The sequence below is a fragment of the Nocardia sp. NPDC051570 genome, assembly GCF_044454005.1.
In the GTDB taxonomy this organism is placed as follows: Bacteria; Actinomycetota; Actinomycetes; order Mycobacteriales; family Mycobacteriaceae; genus Nocardia.
Genome location: NZ_JBITDI010000001.1, coordinates 532073 through 551155 on the forward strand (window position 1 = coordinate 532073; position 19083 = coordinate 551155).

The window sequence follows — 19083 nt, forward strand, 5'->3', positions numbered from 1 at the left end:
GCCGATTCGGCTACTGCTTGCGGCGCACGGCGCCGTAGAACCAGAGGTATTCGGTGCTGGGCGTCGTCGAATACGACACGTAGAGGCGATACTTCGCCCCGCTGGGGATCGCATCCGCGAATTCGGATTGCACGACGAACCTGGCCTCGGTGGCGGTGACCACCGCATTCCAGGTATCGAGTGTCTGCTCCCCGGCATCGAGCAGCACCAGGCGCACGGCGGTGCCGGTCGGGAAGAACTTGCCGTCGGCCAGTGCCAGGGTCTGCACGAAATCGGCGCCCTTGGACAACACCAGCGTGCGGCTGATCGGGTCGTACCCGAGCTGTGTCTGCTCGGTCATGATTCTCCTGTCGTAGGCCATACTCCGACCATTTCGACCGGATGGTCGACCGGATCGGGTTCGATGAATGTCGGCGCGGCTTCGGGCTCGAGCGCGCCGAGATACAGGCTGCCCCGCGGAACGGGACCGGCCGTGCCGACGGTCGACACCGTCAGCAGCCCATTCGTCATGGTCAGCGACAGCTCATAGCCGTCGATCGTCACCAGGGTCGTCATAGATCCTCTGCCTTCCAATCTCCCCAGCCGCCGCCGTTGACCCAGCTGTTGCGTTCGGTGCCGAGCCCGACGTAGCGGTAGGCGGAGCCTTTCGGTAGAACGTTGTCGGTATCGGGGTAGGTCAGGATCGACCTCCAGACCCCGTCGGACTTCTTTTCGGCGGTGAACACGTTGCCGACCGCCCTCAGCCGAATTTCGGTGTCGTCGGCGATGGCGATCCCCACACTGGCGAGACTGGTGAAAGTGGTTGCGCCGGTGACCCGGCAGAGGGAGACGCCGCCCTGGTTGATACACAGCGCGACGCAGGACTTGTTGCCCACATCGGATCGAAGGACCAGCCAGGAGACCCGGCCAGTGGGATTGCGAATGCGCCCGGTGACCATCTGGTCGTCATAATTGAGGTTGCGTCCGTAGATATAGCGGCGCAGCCCGTCATCGCCGCCCCACGCCACGAACACGCCCTTCTCGACGGTGGCGTACAACGGCGACATCCGGACCAGCGATTCCGGCATCCCCTCCTCGAAGTCCTCGAAGAAGATCAGCTTGACCGGATTCCCGGTGACCAGCGCCTTGCCGAGCGCCAGATAGGGCGTGTAGATCGACGTGAATCGCAGACCATTACGGGGAATGACGGTGCCCGCGATCAGCGCCGAGGAGCTCGCGAAGCTCGATTTGATCTGCGGAGGCCACACTTCCGGCGCCCGCGGGATATCGACCGAGGGAATCCCGAGCAGCTGCCGAGGATTGCCGCTCCCTCGTTGCTGAATGCCGACGAAGGCGGTTTCACCGGTCGAGAAGACGACATCCTCCGGCAGCTGCACGGATCGCTCGAACTTCGAATTGGTGATGAGCGGCGTCTGGTTCTCCGAAACCCATTCGATCTTGACATCGCCGGTGTCCAGCATCCTGCCGACCACCACATACAGCTCGCACGGATTGGACACATCATCGGGGATATAGGTGACGACCCGGCGGCCGCCGTCGTACAGACAGCGAATGAACGCACCCTCCATGGAATTCGCCGGTGGGGCATAGCGCGGAGTGGTCAACCACCACAGCGTCGCGTTTCCACCCGCCGCGGGAAAGGTGAGCGCGTCCCATCCCGAGATGGCCTGGCCCGCAACGCTCCACAGGTTGGAATGGAGCAGGGTCCGCGGGAACGACGACTCCTCGGTCAGATTCATCGTCTCCCAATAGGGCCGCAGCGGCAGTCCGTCGACGACCACCTGCACCCGCGAATTCGTCGCCTTGATGACCGGAGTCTGATTGTCGGCGGTCTGCTGGGCGGTATCCGCGCTCTTCTGCGCGCCCCGGGCATCCCGCATGGCCTTCTCGGCGTCGCTGCGCAGCTGCCGCGCCCAGCCGGACAGGTCGATCAACCCGCCGGTCAGACCGGTGATGGCGTCACACAGGTTGGCCGCGAACATATCGAAGCCCGCCTCCATCACCTTGCCCATGTTGACCTGGACCGGTGTGTAGGACTTGAGCACGTCGGCCTGCATCGCCGCCTTGGCCGAGGCCTCGGTGACCTTGGCGAGGCTTCCGACGGTGCGGTCGGGCCTGTTGGTGTAGGCGCCATCGGGCAGTGTGCGATCCGGTGAGGTCATGCGCCACCCTCGTAGGTACTCTCCTGTGCCACATCGGGTTCCAGCTCGCGCCGGTCGACGAGATGGGCCAGCTCACCGGAGGCCCGCAGCTGCTCGATCAGCAGGCGGCGCTCCTCGGCCGACATATCCGTCACCGAGGGCACCGTGAGCTCCGGCGGCATCGGGGTGCCGATCGGAACCCAGCGGCCCGCCTGACCGATCCAATGCTCGCCACCGGGCACGGACGGCTGGTACTCGAGCGTCTGTTCCTCCGGATGATGCCGGAAACCGATGTCCCACAGGTGTTTCGACCACTGGCCCAGCACCTGCGGCGGTACGAGCAGTGGACCGTTCCGCGGGCCGGGCAACCCGACCAACGCCCAGACGAACACATCCGACGGATTGCCGGGATCGCATTCGTGCTGCAACGGAAGCGCCATGAAATCTCTCCGTCTATCGAATTGTCTTGCGTGACTTCACATCACGCCGAGGTCGTGCAGGTCGCCCATGATTCCCTGGATATGCCGCAGGGCGCGGGCGACCGGATCCTCCAGTGCCTTGTCATCGCCGATGGTGATCTGCCACGCGGGCGTGACGCCGCGCTTCCACGAAAGCTCCAGCGCCGTCACCTGATCCACGAAGATCTGACCGGGCGGCATCCCGGCCACGGTCGAGCCGATGCGATCTCCGAGGAAGTAGTGCCCCTGCCCGTTGTCGCCGATCAGATACGGCGCTCCGTCGGCGACGGTGAGCCTGTGACTGGTGAAAGACCGTGTCGCCCAGAGCCCCGCACGCAGTGTGATCAGCGCGCTCAACGTGTACGCCTTATCCGCGCCGGATTGGAAATGCTCGAAGTAGTGCGACCACCCCATCCTCGGTGCGCGAAGCGGCGACTTGAACGACATCCAGGCCAGGATGGTGTCCTTGTACAGCGGATGCAGGAAGGCATCGATGGAACCGCCGAGTGGCACACCGGTGACACCGGCAAGGGCGTTGGCGGCCAGGTCGCCGGCGAGATTCACCGCGGCCGAGATACCCTCGTTCACGCCGTACGGGCTGTTGCCGCCGCAGTTGATCTGCACCGCGGTGGCGGGCGAGATGGTGAATTCGGAGGTCTGGATGCCGGTGTACTCGGATTCCCGGTACACCACCCAGGGGTTACTCGGCCGCGTGCCCAGCCAATCGGGCCGCTGATATTCCTCGGACGCATTCGGATCCGGCAGCTCCTTCGACGACTCCTCGAAGGAGTCGTTGATGAACTTCTGGACCGTATGCACCAGGCCGTCCAGCACCGAACCACCCTGGGAGGTACCGGTTTTCTCGTAATATCCGGATTTGTCCACGATGTCGAAGATCAGGCAGCCGTGCCGCAGTTTCGCCCCCTGCCAGGGCGGCGGATCACCGGTGAGCCATCGGCGGCAGGTCACCATGAGCTGGGCGTCCTCCAGGGTGGTCGCGGCCAGCTCGTGCCAGGTCCGCCACCGCGAGGACAGCACCGTCCACACCGAGGTGTCGGACAGAAAGTCGTTGGGCGCCACCACCATCGACCAGTTCTCCTGGTTCAGGTTGAACCATTGCGCCGGATCGAGCGGATCATCCGGCAGGGCCCAGAGGCTGGCCTCCTTGCGCAGGATGTTGAGGAACAGCGCGAGTTTCAGACACCACGCGGAGGGACCGGCCAGCATGAACGTGCGCGGAAACTGAACGGCCGCAGGCAGAAACGGATTGCTCCACACCTGGATGTACTTCAGTTCCTCGTAGTCGTGCATGAACTGCATGACCACGGTCTGCAGACCGGTCTCGGTCTTGCGCAACGTCGCGGTCTTCATGCGGCCGCTCCACCGGGCCCCGTCCTTGTCGACGGTGATGTGCACGTTCTGCGTGGTCCGGCCGCGCACGTCCATCACCCATCGGGACAGATAGTGATCGGCGGGCAGTTCGATCTGCCCGGTGCCGGACTCGTTGAGCAGCCATTTGACATTCGCGGAGTACTCGGCGCGGCAGACCCCGCGCAGATTCCAGTCGCCGTCCCACAATCGAATCAGCGGTGGCGCGATACGCTGATCTCTCCGCTGCTTTCGCGTCGCGACGGCATCACGGTAGATCGCCTCGATCGGCGCGGGGCTCGTCACTGCAGCCCCCACGGCCGAGACCAGTTGCGGGGGCAGCGCACCTGAATCGTCGCACCCGGCGGCGCACCCTTCACGGTCACCGGGACCTTCGTCGCGGGGGTCCAGGGCGGGACCGGGTACATGAACATCTTGCCGTTCATCCGCGCCCACACCGAGGTGCGGTCGGCCGAGACGATCATCTCCTGCATCGGATCGGTATCGACGGTGAGGTGTTGTCCCGCAGTCACTGTGGGCAATGTGATCAGCCGGGCCTTGTTCTTGTCGTCGGCCCACGAGTAGTCCGGCAGCGTCCAACTGCCCGGTGCGGTGGCCACCCAGCGCAGCCACAGCGGCTGGTCGGTCGGATTCGATACCGGCAGCCAGAGGGTTTCGGATGCGCCGTCGGGCCTGGTGTCGATCGTCGATACCGCGGTCGCGGTCACATCGTCCTCCACCCACCACGGGACGCCGGCCGTGCAGGTCATCGTGACCTGGCTCCAGCTCTTCAGATGCGGATCGCGCAGCGGCTTGAAATCCGGCTGCTGCGACATGCGAAGATGCAGTGTGCGGGAACCGAATTCGGTCGTCACGACGAGTCCGGAGTCGCGGTCGTAGGCCCACGCCTTGCGCCAGGCCGAATCGACGGTTTCCCAACTGTCCGAATCGGTTTCGTAGACGTTGACGCCGAAGACGACATCGCGCTTCTGCCAGTTCGCACCGCCGTAGGTGGCGCCGATCTGGAACGCCGTGGAATTCCAGATCGTGGTGACCGGTGCGTCGTAGAGTCCGGTGGGCGTGGTGCCCAGCGCAACGCCCTCCCGTCCCTGTCCGGGCCCGGCCAGCACCCAATGCGAGCCGTCGACGCCTTCCACTTCAATGGTCGCGGCTTGTGCCATGGCATTTCACCTCAGTTCTAGGTTCGGTATCAGATCCAGCGGCCGGAGTAGGTCAGCGCGCGCTGCCTCGTATCGGCCTTGTTCCGCATGAATTCGGCATCCACGTCGGGCGCGGACAGATGGATCGCCAGGGAGCGGTCGATGCGGGTGTTGCGACGGGCCCTGCGGGTGCCGAGCGGCCGAGTCGGAATCGACTGTCCGCCTCGTACATTCGTCAATGCGGCGGCGTCCCGGCCGATGAGTCGCAGCAACGGATCCGTTGCGGCGAAACCACCGGTCGATCCGGTGTCACCGGCGAATCCTCCTGCGGCCAGATACATTTCGGTCGCGGTGTCGGCGGGAGGATTCCAGCCGGTGCCGCCGAGCTCGACGCCGGTGGCCGGGGCATCCGAAACAGCCACCGCACCACCGCGATCGAACCCCTTCGGCAGTGACAGCCGGCCGACCGTCGGTTCCCGCAGGGCGGCGTCGAGCAGCGACCGCGTTGGCGACGCGACATCGACCATCGGCCCAGCCGCGGTGTCGGTCACGGCTTCGGATCCGGACGACCGGGTGTTTTCCGTTCGGGCCGTCGCATTTCGGGATCGACCGGTCCGTACCGCCGCTCGGCCTTCGGGCACATCGGTATCGACAGAGGCATCGCCTGCGGCGATCCCGGCCCAGGGCAGACCCCACACCGGATGCGACACCACACCACCGTCGGCGAACGCCGGCATCGCACCGGAGTTGATCGCATCCAGCAGTGGCATATTCCGGGCGGCCGACGCCGCGTTCACAATGAACTCACCGTTCGAGGCGAGCACCGGGACCACATCCGTCCGGGCCCCACCGGAACCACCCAGCAGTCCGCCGTCGGCCTTCCGCTCCGGATCGGTGAAGTTCCGTATCCGCTTGGCCATCCCGTCGCCGATGAACGGAATCTTCTCGACCCAGTCGGCGATCCAGCGCAGGAACCCCTTGACCGTATCGACGATCCCCTCCCATATCCCGCTGATCGAATCCCCGATCGCCGAGAAGAACTTCCCGATGTTCTCGACACTCGCCCGGAACATCGGAACGAGGGTCTCGTTCCACGTATCGGAGAACCACTTCCCCACCGGCACCAGCACGTTCTGCCACACCCATTGCATGGCGACCTTGATGGTGTCCCAGTTCTCCACGATCAGTGTGATCGCCCCGATGGCCACCGTGATCGCGGTGATGATCGCCCCGAACGGATTGGCCCGCATCACCAGATTCAACGCCTGCTGCACAATCGACCAGGCCTCGATCGCCTTCGCGGCGATGCCGAACACCCCCGCCGATTTCCCGAGCAGCGAGTAGAAGCCCTTCGAACCCTCGGCCGAGGACTTCGAGGCATCGGCGGAATCCTTATGCGCCCCAACCCCGTCTCGCGCCGCATCCACGAACTTCCGCAATGCCCCCGCAGCCGAAGTCGAATCCTTCGCATGTGCCTGCAGCGCCCGCGACAGGTCGCCGTCGGCCTGAACAACAGTTGCATTCGCGGCAGGGGCCCGACCGGTGAGCGCCCCGCCGAACAGCGGCGCCATCGCCAGACCGGCCACCAGGGCGACGGTGGCCACTGCCCTGCGCCCTCTGGGTCTGCCGCGTTGCGGACCGGAGGTGGGCGGGGTTCCGTGCTGCGGGATGAGAAATCCCGTCGGCTGATCGCCGATATCGAGCTTCTTATGAGTCAGTGTGCCCTTCTCATCGACGCTGACCAGCTCGTAGTCGATGTCGGCGGTTCCGGCCCGAATCTTCCGCCACAATTCGTGATGCGCCGCATTATCGCTCGCGAGCAGGTTCTCCATGAGCAGTTCATCTTGCTGCAGCTTGTGCTGGAGATACCGCTTCGAACCCTGTCGGACGTATATCTTCTTCGTCGGATCGGCCGGGTCCGGGATCTCGACCGGATCCCTCGAGAGGGACGCACTTCCGCCCTTTGATTCGTAGACTCGCAGTCTCGAGCCATCGGCGGAAACAGAAACGAGGTCGAGCGTATTCGCGCCGCGCTTCTTGCCGTTCTTCGTCGTGTCCGAGTCTTCACCGCCGACGATAATGTGTTCTTTTCGGGATCGCGCTATATCCCGAGCGGCAATCATGCCGAGTTCTTCGGACTTGGCGGTGAACCGACCCTTCACGGCACTGGTCTGTTCCGCCAGTGCCATGAGCCGATCGATCTCATCCAACCTGTCCGGATACAGTTCCTCCAGCTCTTTGCGCAGGGCCCCGCGTGCTTTGCTGCTCAGCCGCTTCTCGACCGCAAGCCCCTTGCGATCCTTGAATGCGGCGGCGGCACTCAGCGTCCTGGTCCGCAGCCCCTCCGGATCGTTCAAGGCTGCCACATCGGCCTGCGCTCGGAGCCGTTCCCCGAGCACCCGCTTGATATCTCTTCCAGCTTTACCTGAAAGCGTGTGCGGGCTATCGAGTTGGTGTACCTTCGGCTCATCCCCCGGCCCGACAGGCTTATCTTCATTCTTAGCGGAAGGCTGCTCGAGCCATTTCAAAGGGTTTCCGGTCCAGTTCTTGCCATCGTTGTGAAACCTACCGGACTTGAACAGTTTGAAAGTTCCGCTGTCACCCTTGATTATTACTTCGGAACCCTGCAGAGAGAGTTCGAATACTTCTCCGCCCACCCGGAGGACGGTCTTATCGACCCCACGATGCAGGACGACGAAATCGTCGGATTCGTTTTGCATGAAGACCTCATATCGGAAGGGCCGATATAGACAGGCCCACCTGCAGGCCGAATCGAATACACGCGCATATGGCGTCAGAATTCGACCGGCAGAGAACAAGCTTCGACCCCGGCGAATTCGGCGGCCGAACTATGATTGAGAAATCGACGCACGTCGATGATCTGGTATCGAAACCAGTTGATTCAAGAATGCACAGAGTGCAGGGACGAACGAACTACATCAAGTAATCAGAATTCATCATCCGGGGCATTCTCCAGCCAATCCTGATACTGCGGATTGATCAGGTCCAGATACACCGACGAGTGCGTCGCATTCAAGGTGATGACCACGTCGTCGAAGTCCCAGCTGAATACCGCTCCCACTTCGACGGCATGGACCTCGGGCTCACCCAGCTCCGCTTCGACCCGAGTCGCCAAATCCGCCAAAGCGGTCAAGACGTCACTCGATACGGCGTCGTCGCCCGAGGGTACGACGTCGGCCACGTACACCGAGAGATCTTCGATGGTCTCGTCCGCCGCACTGAAGTAGTTACCACCGAAATGCACGTTGACCACCGGTCGATCAACGGAGAGACCCGTCGTCAGAGTCGCGCCGAGTCTCCGTACCTCGGTCACCGACCAGCCGACCACACGAGCGAAACGCTCGACATCGTCCCGGGTCCACGTCCAATCGAATCCGGCTGCGGTCCTTGCGATCTGCGCGGCGCCCTCGAGGTCGGCATGCATGGTTGGATACTACTTCCTTCACGATGATGGATAGATCTCGGTGATCGGCGCGCCTCGGATCAAGCCCAGCGCCCTACGTATGTCAAAGCCCGCTGGGCCTCCCAGGTTTTGGCCTTCTGGAAGGCGGTGTCCACGTCCGGGGTCGACATGTGGATCGTCGTGCCCTGGTCGACGTTCGTCTCGGCACCCACTCCGGCCAAGGCACGCGAGGGGATGGGCAAGGACTGCGTCAGGCCGGCCAGGCCGTTGGTACCGTCGTTGATCGCTTGCAGGAGTGAGCGATTGGCGTCGGCGGCCTTGGCGTTGACGACGAATTCGCCGTCGGACAGCCAGGCGGGGATGAGGTCGCCGATGGAGGAACCCGCCCCGCGTACGGCGCCGCCGCTCGCCAGGAAACGGGCGGCTGGGAAGTGCATATGGTGGTTGAACGCGGGGTGTGACGCGCCCGCCGCGCTGCCGCCGTACTGGCCGTTGCCGCGATTGCCGCCCATCTCGAAGTTCACGCCGTTCGGCAGGGTGGCCGCGGTGTGTCCGTCCGTGCCACCGTTGTGGTACCAGCCGATATTGAGGCTGCCCTCGGAACCGGAACCCCATTGAGCGCCGCGCTTCAGCAGTTCGGCCGCCTCGTCGGCGGTGGAGAATCGGGTAGCGAACGGATCCCAACCGGCCGCGAAGTTGGCCAGTGCCGCCACCGCGCCCGAGCAGTCGCCCCAATGGCGGCCGCCCCAGTCGTACTTCGCCCCTTCCACGCCCTTGGCGAGTTCGATCAGCGAGAGCGCCTTCGCGGGCAATCCACCCGGCTGCGGCTCCTGCTCCGGTGCATCGGCCGAATCATCGGACGGCACAGTGGATTCGGGGTTCTCCTCCGCGGGCTTGGCATCCTCGGCACGCTTATGCGCGATGGCATTGTTCGCGCCCACGACCGCCTGGAACAGATAGGGCACCGAGTCCGCGCCGAAGACGCCGAGTGCGTCACCGACCATTCCGGAGACGAAATTGCCTGCGGCACCGGCGAATCCGGTGAACGCCTTCGACCAAGCCGTCTTCACGGGGTCAGGCTTCTTGCCGTCCTCGGCGGGCTTGCCGCTGGGACCGAAGAACTGGCTCGCCGCGTTCTGCGCCTGCTCGCCGAGCAGATCCGACCAGCTGGAGTGCACGACACCGCCGTCGGCGAACCTCGGCACGGCCCCGGAGTTGATGGACTCCAGCAGCGGCAGATTCTGTGCTGTCGCAGCGGCATTCACGACATACTCGCCATTGGAGGCGAGCACCGGAATCACATCGTCGCGAGGTCCGCCGGGACCCCGCAGCAGACCACCATCGGCCTTCTTGTCGGGGCCGGCGAAGTCCACCAGCGTCGCGCCGAACTTGCGCAGCAGGGAGCCCGGGCCGATATCGGGCACCTTGGTCAGGATGTTTCCGATGGTGCCGATAACACCCTTGATGGTGTTGACGATCCCGTTCCACACCCCGCTCACGGTGTTGCCCATCGAACTGAAGAACCCACCGACGGTCTCGACACTGGCCTTGAACATCGGGACGACCGTCCCACTCCAAGTATCGGAGAACCACTTACCGACAGGCATCAGCACATTCTTGAAGACCCAGTCGAACGCGGTCTTGACCTTGTCCCAGTTCTGCACCAGCAAGGTGATGACGCTGATCGCGGTGGTGATCGCGGTGACCACCACGCCGAGCGGATTCGAGCGCATGGCCGAATTCAGATTCTTCTGCGACCCGGCCATATCCTTGGTCGCCTTGGCAGCGGACTTCTGAGGTCCGGCGGCCTTCGACAGTTCCGAGGTGTACTTCTTGAATCCGTCCGACGATCCCTTCACCGCCTCCGTCGACTTCTTCATCGCATCGGTCGATGCCTTCGCCGCATCGGTGGTCTTCTTCATCGAATCGGCGGAAGCATTCGGCGAGGCCCCCGCCTGCTGCGGCTTCGCGCCGACACCGTTGTGCGGGTTACCTTGGGCCCCTGGCCCTCTCGACAATCCACCACCCGAATTCCCGGGCAGGGACTGCGCCATATCGGGTAGCTGATCGAGCATCCCCTGAGCGAATGCGGCAGGATTGTCCATGGCCGCGACCAGGCCGGGCACCATCCCCGCCGCTCCGGCCGCACCACTGATCAACCCGGCCGCTCCGCCTGCTCTACCGGCAATTCCTTTGAGGCCCTTGGCCGCCGAGGCTGGTGCCGCCTTCAGCTTGCTCCCGAGATTGCTCAGCCTGCTCGGCTTCTTCAGCTGATCCCGATGCGGAGTGCCGGGACCACCGCCTCCGCGTCCGGGACCGTTCGGTTCGTCGTCATCGTCGGCGACCGCCTGCCGGGCGGCCCGCAGCGATTCGATCGAGCTTTCACTCAGCAGCGGCGTAGCAAGATTGTCGACACGATCCAAACGCTCGCGAAAGGAAGGGCCGAGCGTTCCACCCGGACGAGTCTGTGCCCGCAACGTCTGCTGCGCGCTGACGAATTGAGCATCGTCACGCGGACTCAACGGCCGATTTCGTTCGGTTTCGATGGCCGAACGGAAGGCGGGTTCGGAGCGCCACTGTCCCGCGCTGTCGAGCTCGTTATGGTAGCGAGGACTCGTATCGCCACGGCGGTAGACACCCACCTCGTCCGCCAACTTGCCCCTATCGACCAGATCGGCAAGGCCCAGCATTCCGGAATACGATTCGTCAGCCTTACGCTGGACGCTCAACCGCCCTTTACCGAACGTCTCGACCTGCTGGTGGTAACGAGACAGAATCCCCTGATTGCTGACAGCCTCGGGGACACCCATCGCCGCAACCTCGACGCGGAAGCCTTGCTGCCGAAAGTCTTTCATCTTACCCGCGAGGTAGTCAGGATTCTGTGAGATCTCCTGGACCATCGCGTTCAGTTTGTTCTTCTGGACGTGCTCTTCGGCCTGCCTCATCCACGCGCGACCATCCGGGCCTATGTATTCGGCCATCTTCTGGTCGTCTTCGGACATCAGTTTCTTGTAGTCCGGGTGATGTTGCTTGTAGACATCGCTATCGATGTCCACGAAGCCGCCGCGCTTGTTCAGCTTGGCGGCAATCATCTCGGCCGCTTTCGTCTTTCCGGCACCGGGCTGGCCTACCAGAAAAACAACGGTAGGCCGGTCCTGCGGAGCGCCGGAAGAGAGATCTCTCGGAACGATCCTCTGTTCGAATATGCGCTTGTTTTCGGCAGCCGAAAGTATATGTTTGGCAGCATCTGAATCGGCCATGATCGACCTCTCGAATATCGGCGGCGAAGTCAACTTCGCGGCAGCATCAACTTGAATTCCGCGAAATTCGCGCAGATTGAATTCATACGAAAAGAGGGCCGTACCAGTCGACGAATCCCGCCGACGCGGCCAACAATTATATGCGGATTTCCGCGAAGATATCCGGCGACTCACATGGGTCGCACAGAAGGAGAAACGGCATACAGCGGCACGCAGGCAGGAAACGCCGTCGAAGCGACAATCTGCCTGCGGCCGCAGTTACGAGGGTCAGATACGACCGGCTTCGATATCGTCGGCCAGCTTGGGATAGCGCGCGAGCACGTCGGCGATCTGCGCGCGGTCCGTAGATTTCAACTCTCGACGTACACGAGCAAGGTCGCCTTGTGCGGCAGTCAGCGCTGCTATGGCCGCCGGATCCGGATCGTCCTTATGCTCTTCGGCCCATATGCGCGAACTGTAGGCGGCTATCGCGAGACCGATAGCCTCCAGTGCCACCTCGAACTTCGCGATTTCCATAGGATTCCATTCATCATATGGAAGTTCATTCGTCGCCGAGGCATCCTCGAAGCCGCCGGAATGGCCGGACATATCCATCTCCTAATCCCTCACCTCCGGATCCCGATATCTCGGAATCCTATCCGATCTTACACCGACCAGATTTCATCCCAACTTACGCGAACCATTACCGACCGGTCGGCCGAATCATTTCTCGGGGACGGTATCGAACTCGTCCACCGGTTTCTCCCGCGCACCGGCATCGGCCGCCGGCGCGGTGAATGCGTCGATGAGCTCCTGCATCGACCGCATCCTCCGCCCCTCCCGAGCCCTGTCCACAGCGGTAACCGGTCGAGGCATCGGCTTGGCCTGGGGTGGGTCGGCGCCCGCCGCCGCGATCACGGCGGCCTGGACGCCCTGGAGGCCGTCGATGATAGTCAGCAGGAGATAGGTGTCGAGGGTGTAGCCGTCCGGGGTCGGCTCGGGGTCGATATCGTCGGTGTCGTCGCCGAGGGCCAGAACCTGTTCGGCCAGTTCCGGATCCAGCAACAGTGCGGTCTTGTATTGCGAACCGCGGGGTAGACGGTCCTTGAAGCGCCAGATGGTTCGCCAGTCGCGAGCGCGGCATTCCTTGGGCCCGAAGCATTCTCGGACGTCGATGCCGCGCTCGAGCAGGTCGTAGTCGAGGGCGGCACCGAAGCGGTCCCAGAACTCTACGAGCCCGAGGATCCCCCCGGCAGCTCCGCGGCGCCCTCGCCGTAGAAGTGCGCGTACAGATCGTTCTGGAAGGCGACCCATTCGTCGAGCGGGCGGTCGGCATAGAGGTCTTCGACGGCCTCGTAATGGTCGCCGAGCAGGATCGCGAGCTGCTCCTCCTCGTCGTCGGTCTCGCGCAGCCGTCGGGCCTGCCGGCGGGTGAGCGGCTGGATCGCGATATCGGCGGTCAGATGGTACGGGCCACGGCGTTTGGCGGCGAGCTCCTGCTGAATCTCGAAGAAGCGGCCCTCGTCACTGAGGCCGGAGGTGTCGGTCGAGGGATTCTTGCGTGGGGTTGCCAATGTCTTCTCTCCGGTTGATGGATGTGGCGCCCGCGGATGTCGTTGCGTCGATTCTGTTGTGACACAACGACATACGACGGGCGGCCGAGGGGTTTACTGCTGCAGGGCCTTGGCGGCCGGCGCGACGGTGGCCGGCTGGTGGCCGAGCTTGAACACCGCGTTGACATAGGCGGTGGCGTCGAACACCTGGTAGTCGGATTCGCCGTCGGTCAGGGTGACGGGGTACTGGGTGGGAATCGCGGACATGATGACCTGTCTGTTCTCTCCGGTGCAGGTTCGGATAAGAGTGGGGGCGTGCGGTGACCGGAGACGCACGGCACGCCCCCACGTCGGGGGCTCGCGCTCAGCTGGCGGGAGCGGTCGCGATGCCGGCCTTGGTGAGCAGCTTCTTCCAGCCCGCGCCGCCGAAGCCGTGCGCGACGGCGTAGCCGGCGGTGTCGTCCTTGAACGCGGTCAGGGTGAGCTTCTGCGACAGGATGTTGGTCGCGGTCCACTGCTCACCGGCGTACTTGGTGACCGCCACCTTCGGCAGCACCTTGAACACGTAGATCGGGGCCGCGTCGTTGCCGTCCTTGGCGATGACGATCGCCGAGTAGTAGGTGATCTGCTCCGAGGACGGCTGGGCGAAGAACACCTCACCGGACTGCGCATCGGCCTTGACCGCGGCGATATTGGCGCTGGTGGTCAGCGCCAGGGTCAGCGCATTGGTCTGCTGCGGCTCGAATTCGATGGTCGTGGTGTCGCCGGTGATGTCGTTACGCGACGGCTCCAGCTCACCGTAGGACTCGATCGGCGCGGCAGTCACGTTGCGCGCGAACGCGACACCGGACTTCTTATCGATCAGGCCGACCGACTTGTAGTCGGCGGGCAGGGTCTGCAGCACACCGGTCGCATCGGTGAACCGCGCCGGGACCGGGGTGTACCAGGGGGCGAGGAAGACCGCGGCGTCGAGCGGCTTGAGCAGCAGCTCGCGCTGCGCGTCCTTGAGCGTCATCAGGTTCGTGGCGGGCATGGATTCTCCATTCATGGGGTTTGGTTTTCCGCGGCGACTACTGGCGGCGGGCGTGCAGCGTGAAGCCGATCTCCACCATCTGGCCGAGTGGATCGAGATTCGGCAGATCCGCCACACCCTGACTGCGCTGCACAGTGGGCGGGAAGTACTTGACCTCGGCCGGGATCGCTTCCTCGGCCCAATCGATCAGCACGCCGTTCACGCGGGTGGCGGGGGCGTCGAGCATGGCCTCGCGGGCTCGGCCCGCGAGTCGCTGGGCTTCGGTGCGGGTGTGGCCGAGCGCGACCACGCGCACCTTCGCGATATAGGTGACCTCATTGCCGTCCAGCGTGCCGCCGACCGTGCGCACCCACAGGAACGGCAGTGTGGCGGTGATCTGATCACCGGCGGCGGGCAGGCTGGTGACGGTGGTCCCGATCGGCGTGAACAGATCGAGCATGAACTGTTCGAAATCCGGGAACTCCCCCGGTGCCGGATAGATCGGCGCCGTCACTGCTTCACCCGCACGTCCACCTGCAAAGTGCCTGTGTTGGAAGTACTTTCGTGATTTCCGTGGGTGTCGTCGTGGTCGGTCATGAGCTACTCCAAGAGGGTCGAGGACAACGGTCACAAGCCGAGCAGGGGCAAGATCACGGGTGCGATCTCGAGGGCCAGCTCGAGCAGGGCGATGATGATGGCGCCCATCGGGTCACCTCCTCTCATGGGTGAAAGCCGTTGGCGCGGAAGAGGAAAGCCCCGCCCCCGGCGAGAGGTGGCCGGGGGCGAGGCGCGGCGTGCGGCAGGCTCGGCCCGCATGTCATCGAGACATCGACAGGGATTTCGGGGGCGTGCCGTACGAGCGGAAACGATTACGGCTCCGGCCACTGATGTGGACGGAGCCGTAATCGAAAAGTATTGGGGAATCCCGAGATTCGGGATGATGGCACAACTGTGGCGCTGCAGAAAGCTTCACCTAAGCGAGAAGATTTGTCAACACCACAAGGGAATTCCCTGGCAGTGGCACCGAAAGTGGTTGGGGCTCAGTTGATCCGGAAGACCGGAAAGCCGGGAGCGATGGCCGCCAGTTCCGCGTCGGAGGCGTCCTTGGTGACACCCTCGAAGAACTTGCCGACCTCCCAGCCCCACTTGCGCAGGTACAGCCGCAGCACCGGAACCTTGTCGGCGTCGGCGACCTCGGTCGCGGTGAACGCCTCCGCCTTGCGGCCGAGCCGCAGCTCGCCGCCGCCGAGGACGCGAATGTTGCGCACCCACTGGGTGTTTCCGCGCGGGGCCACCAGATACCGATTGCCGTCCCCGCCGATCAGCGGGTTGACCATGGTGGTGCGCCACTCCCCGGACTTGCGGCCCCGCACGGCCAGCAGCCGCGAACCCATGACGCTGATCCCGAACCGGGGCAGCTGGTTGGCGATCTTGTTCATGATCGGGTCGAGTCCGCTGGGGCCGATGTAGCGGGTGGTGCTCATGATGACCTACTCCCCGGTTCCGAGAGCATCGCTCTCTGTTATGAGTAACAGTCTGCACCGCGATCGAAAGGCAGTCAAGAGCAGTGCTCTCTTTTATTCGAAACAGCAGATCCCCGCGTCAAGACCCCCGGATTCCCCGGCGTATCCGTTTCGGTGCGGGAAAAGCGGGCACGTCCGTGCCATGTACAGATATCGCACTTCTCGCGGCACTCGCGGCGGCGGCGCGGCGGCGCTCATCAGCGCGGTCGGCGGGATCTTCGCGCTCATCGAGGTCATCTACATCCTGATGCTCGTCTTCAACGCGAATCCGGGTAACCGCTTCTTCGGCTTCATCAAATCACTGGCCGAACCGCTGGCGCTGTTCTTCCCCGGCCTGTTCAACACCGGCACTCACGACCTGGACATCATCATCAACTACGGTCTGGCCGCGGTGTTCTGGCTCGTGGTGACCGGCTTCATCGCCCGCCTGGTGGCCCGCTTCTGAATGCGCTCAGCCGCGCGGGGTCAGCATCTCGAGGTGGCGGTGATGGAGGAATTCGTAGGCCGGGGCCCAATGCCCGGTGAAGACATCCTCTTCGCGGCCGATCGTGCGCACCGACGCATCGCCGAGGCGCGGATCCGCACAGACGACGCGAGCCTCGTGCCGGCCGCCGCGCACCGGACCGGTGTCGAGTGCCACCCTGCCGTCGGAACCGACCGGGCGCCAGGGCATATCGACGCCCGGGGCCGTGATCCGGCAGATCTGGCCGGACCGCTCGCCGGTCACCTGAGCGGCGATCGTCGTGCCGCCGTGCAGGGCGGCCGACGGGGATGCGGAGGCGGTCGCGGCGCCGACGGCGAAGATCACGCCTACGGAACCGACGAGCGCCACGGTCAGGCGCGTGCTACGGCGGCGGCTCATGGGGGCCGAGCTTAGTGTTCTGCCCGGCGCGCCACAACCGACACGCGCACACTCACAGCCGGATGATCGAGGTCAGCGGGTAATCACCCTGGCGCTCACGCCCACCGAGGAAGCTCAGTTCGAGTACGACCGCCGCGGCGGCCACCTCGGCGCCCGCGGCGGTGAACAGCTCCGCGGCGGCGGCCAGCGTGCCGCCCGTGGCGAGGACATCGTCGAGCAGCAGCACCCGGCGGCCCGACAGCTCCACGCCGTCGGCCGGGATCTCCAGCGCGGCCGAACCGTATTCGAGGGTGTACTCGCGCGAGAGCACCGGCGGCGGCAGCTTCCCGGCCTTGCGCACGGCCACCACGCCGGTGCCGAGCGCCGTGGCCACACCCGCGCCCAGCAGGAAGCCGCGGGCGTCCACGCCCGCGACCAGATCGACATCGGCGGCGACCGCGCCCAGGCAGTCGATGACGGCGTGGAATCCCCCGGCGTCGGCGAAGACCGGCGTCAGATCGGCGAAACGCACGCCGGGACTGGGGAAGTCGTCGTGCCAGCGGGTCAGCCGCTGCACGGCGTCGGCGGCCCGGACGATCCGCTCACCCGCGGACTCCTCGGTCTCCACCATTCCATGCTTACTCATCTACACCCGCTCCCTCATCTCGCGCCCGAGGACGCTCACCGCTGCAACACCCAGCGGTCCATATTCCAACCCGCACCGGCCTTGGTCGGGTTCGCGATCCCGTTGTCCATCCCCTCACCGAACGCGATGGTGCGCGGCGTGGCGAACAGCGGAATCGACGGCATCTCGTTCCACAGCAGATTCTCCGCCTCGCTGTCGAGATTCAACACGTTCGTCGAATTATCGTCCGCGGCAAGCTGATCCGCGATCGCATCGTAACGCCCGTTGCCGTAGTGCCCGAAATTCAGGCCTTGGCCGCCGTGCAGCGCGGCCGTGGCCTCAATGCCCGACAGCGATCCGGCCGGTCCGGGCGCCGCGGCCGTGCTGCCCAGTACCGCGTCCACCTTGCCGTCACCGAGTTCGGTCGGGGCGAAATCCGGTGCGCCGGCGTCGACCACGCTGATGCCGGCCGGTTTGCAGGCGTCGGCGATCATCGCGACGGTCTGCGCGCGCCGATCGTCGGGCTTGCGGTAACCGATCCGCACGGTCGGATTCTGGGTCTTGCCCAGGCCCTGCTGCGCGGCGGCGACATCGCCGGCGCGGTACTTGTCGGCCGGACCGACGATCGCCGCGTAGTACGGCGAATCCGCCTGCACCGTACGGGAATTCAACGGTCCGGAGCCCTGGCCGGATTTGACGTCGAAGCCGGGATGGCCCAACTTGTCGAACAGCGCCTGACGCGGCACACACGCCGCGAACGCCCGGCGCACATCGGCGGAGGCGAACAGGCCCGACGTCGAGAGCACCAGCTGCTCGGCCCCGCGACCGGGTACCTGATCGATCGAGAATCCGGTCAGATTCGGATCCTTGATCGACCCCGCGCCGATATCGATCACGCCGACGGCCTTGTCGGCGATCTTCTTCGCCAGATCGTTGGCGCGCGTCCACACCACGATGCGCGGCGTCTTGGCGGCGTTGCCCCACCACTTGTCGTTCTTCACCAGCACCAGACCGTCGCTGTCGCTGAAGGATTCGACCCGATAGGGACCCGAGGACGGCAGCAGCTTGGTATCGATGCCGCCCGGCTTCAGATTCCAGCCGGTGTTCCAGAACTGCGCGAGCCTATCCAGCACCGCCCGATCGCCGGACTGCACCACCGACACCACATTCGGGATTCCGGCGGCCTGCGCGGCGATATGCGCGGGCATCAGATCACCGGCGTTGAACAGCGTCCGCCAGGCCAGGAAGTGCCGATCGGGCCGGAACACCACGGTCGCGTCCTTGGAGCCCGGCTGGCATTCCACCCGTTCGATATCGGCGTATCCGGCCGTGGAGGCCGCATCGAACTGCGGGAATCGCCCACTGCGCGCGGCCCATTCGAGCACCAGATCGTCACACGAGGTGGGCGCTCCGTCGGAGTAGACCCCGTCCGGATTGAGCCGGTACTGGATGGTCTGCGCCTCGCCGGGCACCTCCTTGGCGGTGCCGAAATCGGTATCGGCGACCGGCTGGCCGTCCGGTCCGGTGTAGAAGAATCCGGTCAGCACCCGCGAGAACACCGCCGCCGCACCGCCGTTCGCGCCGAGCGCGCTGCCGCCGTTGTAGCTGACCGGCGCCGCGTCGACCGCATAGCCGATCGAGGGCACCTGATTCTTACTGGAGCACCCCGCGAGCGCACCCGTGACGAGTGCGCCCGCGGTCAACGCTGCGGCCAGTGGTCGAATGAACCGCCTGCGCAT

General features: G+C 64.6%; 20 protein-coding genes. 1 reads left to right on the top strand and 19 read right to left on the bottom strand.

Features of this window, described 5'->3' with window-relative positions; genetic code table 11:
• Nucleotides 1-10 precede the first annotated feature (10 nt).
• From ACIA76_RS02415 to ACIA76_RS02490, 16 genes are all read right to left on the bottom strand, one after another.
• Nucleotides 11-340 carry a hypothetical protein gene (locus ACIA76_RS02415; protein WP_397147496.1) on the bottom strand — a complete coding sequence of 110 codons (330 nt, stop codon included), beginning with the start codon at nt 338-340 and terminating at the stop codon, nt 11-13.
• Complete coding sequence (locus ACIA76_RS02420) at nt 337-555, bottom strand: hypothetical protein (RefSeq protein ID WP_397147498.1); 219 nt, start codon at nt 553-555, stop codon at nt 337-339. The genes ACIA76_RS02415 and ACIA76_RS02420 overlap by 4 nt, the downstream gene beginning before the upstream one ends.
• On the bottom strand, nt 552-2162 hold the full coding sequence (locus ACIA76_RS02425; protein ID WP_397147500.1) for a hypothetical protein: 1611 nt from the start codon (nt 2160-2162) through the stop codon (nt 552-554). The genes ACIA76_RS02420 and ACIA76_RS02425 overlap by 4 nt, the downstream gene beginning before the upstream one ends.
• Entirely contained in the window at nt 2159-2581 is a 423-nt protein-coding gene (locus tag ACIA76_RS02430; RefSeq protein WP_397147502.1) for a DUF2744 domain-containing protein, read from the bottom strand. The genes ACIA76_RS02425 and ACIA76_RS02430 overlap by 4 nt, the downstream gene beginning before the upstream one ends.
• 36 nt (nt 2582-2617) lie before the next feature.
• On the bottom strand, nt 2618-4273 hold the full coding sequence (locus tag ACIA76_RS02435) for a phage tail protein (protein ID WP_397147504.1): 1656 nt from the start codon (nt 4271-4273) through the stop codon (nt 2618-2620).
• Entirely contained in the window at nt 4270-5148 is an 879-nt protein-coding gene (locus tag ACIA76_RS02440; protein WP_397147506.1) for a phage tail protein, read from the bottom strand. The genes ACIA76_RS02435 and ACIA76_RS02440 overlap by 4 nt, the downstream gene beginning before the upstream one ends.
• Before the next feature lie 29 nt (nt 5149-5177).
• Nucleotides 5178-7847, bottom strand: a complete 2670-nt coding sequence (locus tag ACIA76_RS02445; protein ID WP_397147508.1) for a hypothetical protein — start codon at nt 7845-7847, stop codon at nt 5178-5180.
• 227 nt (nt 7848-8074) lie between these two features.
• Entirely contained in the window at nt 8075-8572 is a 498-nt protein-coding gene (locus ACIA76_RS02450; RefSeq protein ID WP_397147510.1) for a DUF6301 family protein, read from the bottom strand.
• A gap of 59 nt (nt 8573-8631) precedes the next feature.
• Complete coding sequence (locus tag ACIA76_RS02455) at nt 8632-11811, bottom strand: zeta toxin family protein (RefSeq protein ID WP_397147512.1); 3180 nt, start codon at nt 11809-11811, stop codon at nt 8632-8634.
• Nucleotides 11812-12078: 267 nt separating this feature from the next.
• Nucleotides 12079-12399, bottom strand: coding sequence for a hypothetical protein (locus ACIA76_RS02460; protein ID WP_397147514.1), 321 nt, complete (start codon nt 12397-12399; stop codon nt 12079-12081).
• A gap of 114 nt (nt 12400-12513) precedes the next feature.
• On the bottom strand, nt 12514-12855 hold the full coding sequence (locus ACIA76_RS02465; protein ID WP_397147516.1) for a hypothetical protein: 342 nt from the start codon (nt 12853-12855) through the stop codon (nt 12514-12516).
• Between the two features lie 164 nt (nt 12856-13019).
• Entirely contained in the window at nt 13020-13364 is a 345-nt protein-coding gene (locus ACIA76_RS02470; RefSeq protein WP_397147518.1) for a hypothetical protein, read from the bottom strand.
• 93 nt (nt 13365-13457) lie between these two features.
• Nucleotides 13458-13610, bottom strand: coding sequence for a hypothetical protein (locus ACIA76_RS02475; RefSeq protein WP_397147520.1), 153 nt, complete (start codon nt 13608-13610; stop codon nt 13458-13460).
• A 97-nt stretch (nt 13611-13707) separates the two neighbouring features.
• Nucleotides 13708-14376: a hypothetical protein gene (locus tag ACIA76_RS02480; protein ID WP_397147522.1), complete on the bottom strand. Its 669-nt coding sequence runs from the start codon at nt 14374-14376 to the stop codon at nt 13708-13710.
• 37 nt (nt 14377-14413) lie between these two features.
• Nucleotides 14414-14869 carry a hypothetical protein gene (locus tag ACIA76_RS02485; RefSeq protein WP_397147524.1) on the bottom strand — a complete coding sequence of 152 codons (456 nt, stop codon included), beginning with the start codon at nt 14867-14869 and terminating at the stop codon, nt 14414-14416.
• 526 nt (nt 14870-15395) lie between these two features.
• Complete coding sequence (locus ACIA76_RS02490) at nt 15396-15839, bottom strand: nitroreductase/quinone reductase family protein (protein WP_397147526.1); 444 nt, start codon at nt 15837-15839, stop codon at nt 15396-15398.
• Nucleotides 15840-16020: 181 nt separating this feature from the next.
• On the opposite strand from ACIA76_RS02490, the gene ACIA76_RS02495 reads away from it, so the two are divergent.
• The gene (locus ACIA76_RS02495) at nt 16021-16323 is read left to right on the top strand and encodes a hypothetical protein (protein ID WP_397147528.1); all 303 of its coding nucleotides are present in this window, start codon (nt 16021-16023) and stop codon (nt 16321-16323) included.
• A gap of 6 nt (nt 16324-16329) precedes the next feature.
• Here the strand turns inward: ACIA76_RS02495 and ACIA76_RS02500 are convergent, their stop codons facing one another.
• Genes ACIA76_RS02500 through ACIA76_RS02510 form a run of 3 tightly spaced genes read right to left on the bottom strand, consistent with a single transcriptional unit; the run spans nt 16330 to nt 19083 of the window.
• The gene (locus ACIA76_RS02500) at nt 16330-16740 is read right to left on the bottom strand and encodes a hypothetical protein (RefSeq protein ID WP_397147530.1); all 411 of its coding nucleotides are present in this window, start codon (nt 16738-16740) and stop codon (nt 16330-16332) included.
• Between the two features lie 52 nt (nt 16741-16792).
• On the bottom strand, nt 16793-17365 hold the full coding sequence (locus tag ACIA76_RS02505) for an adenine phosphoribosyltransferase (RefSeq protein WP_397147532.1): 573 nt from the start codon (nt 17363-17365) through the stop codon (nt 16793-16795).
• A 35-nt stretch (nt 17366-17400) separates the two neighbouring features.
• Nucleotides 17401-19083 carry an ABC transporter substrate-binding protein gene (locus ACIA76_RS02510; protein WP_397147534.1) on the bottom strand — a complete coding sequence of 561 codons (1683 nt, stop codon included), beginning with the start codon at nt 19081-19083 and terminating at the stop codon, nt 17401-17403.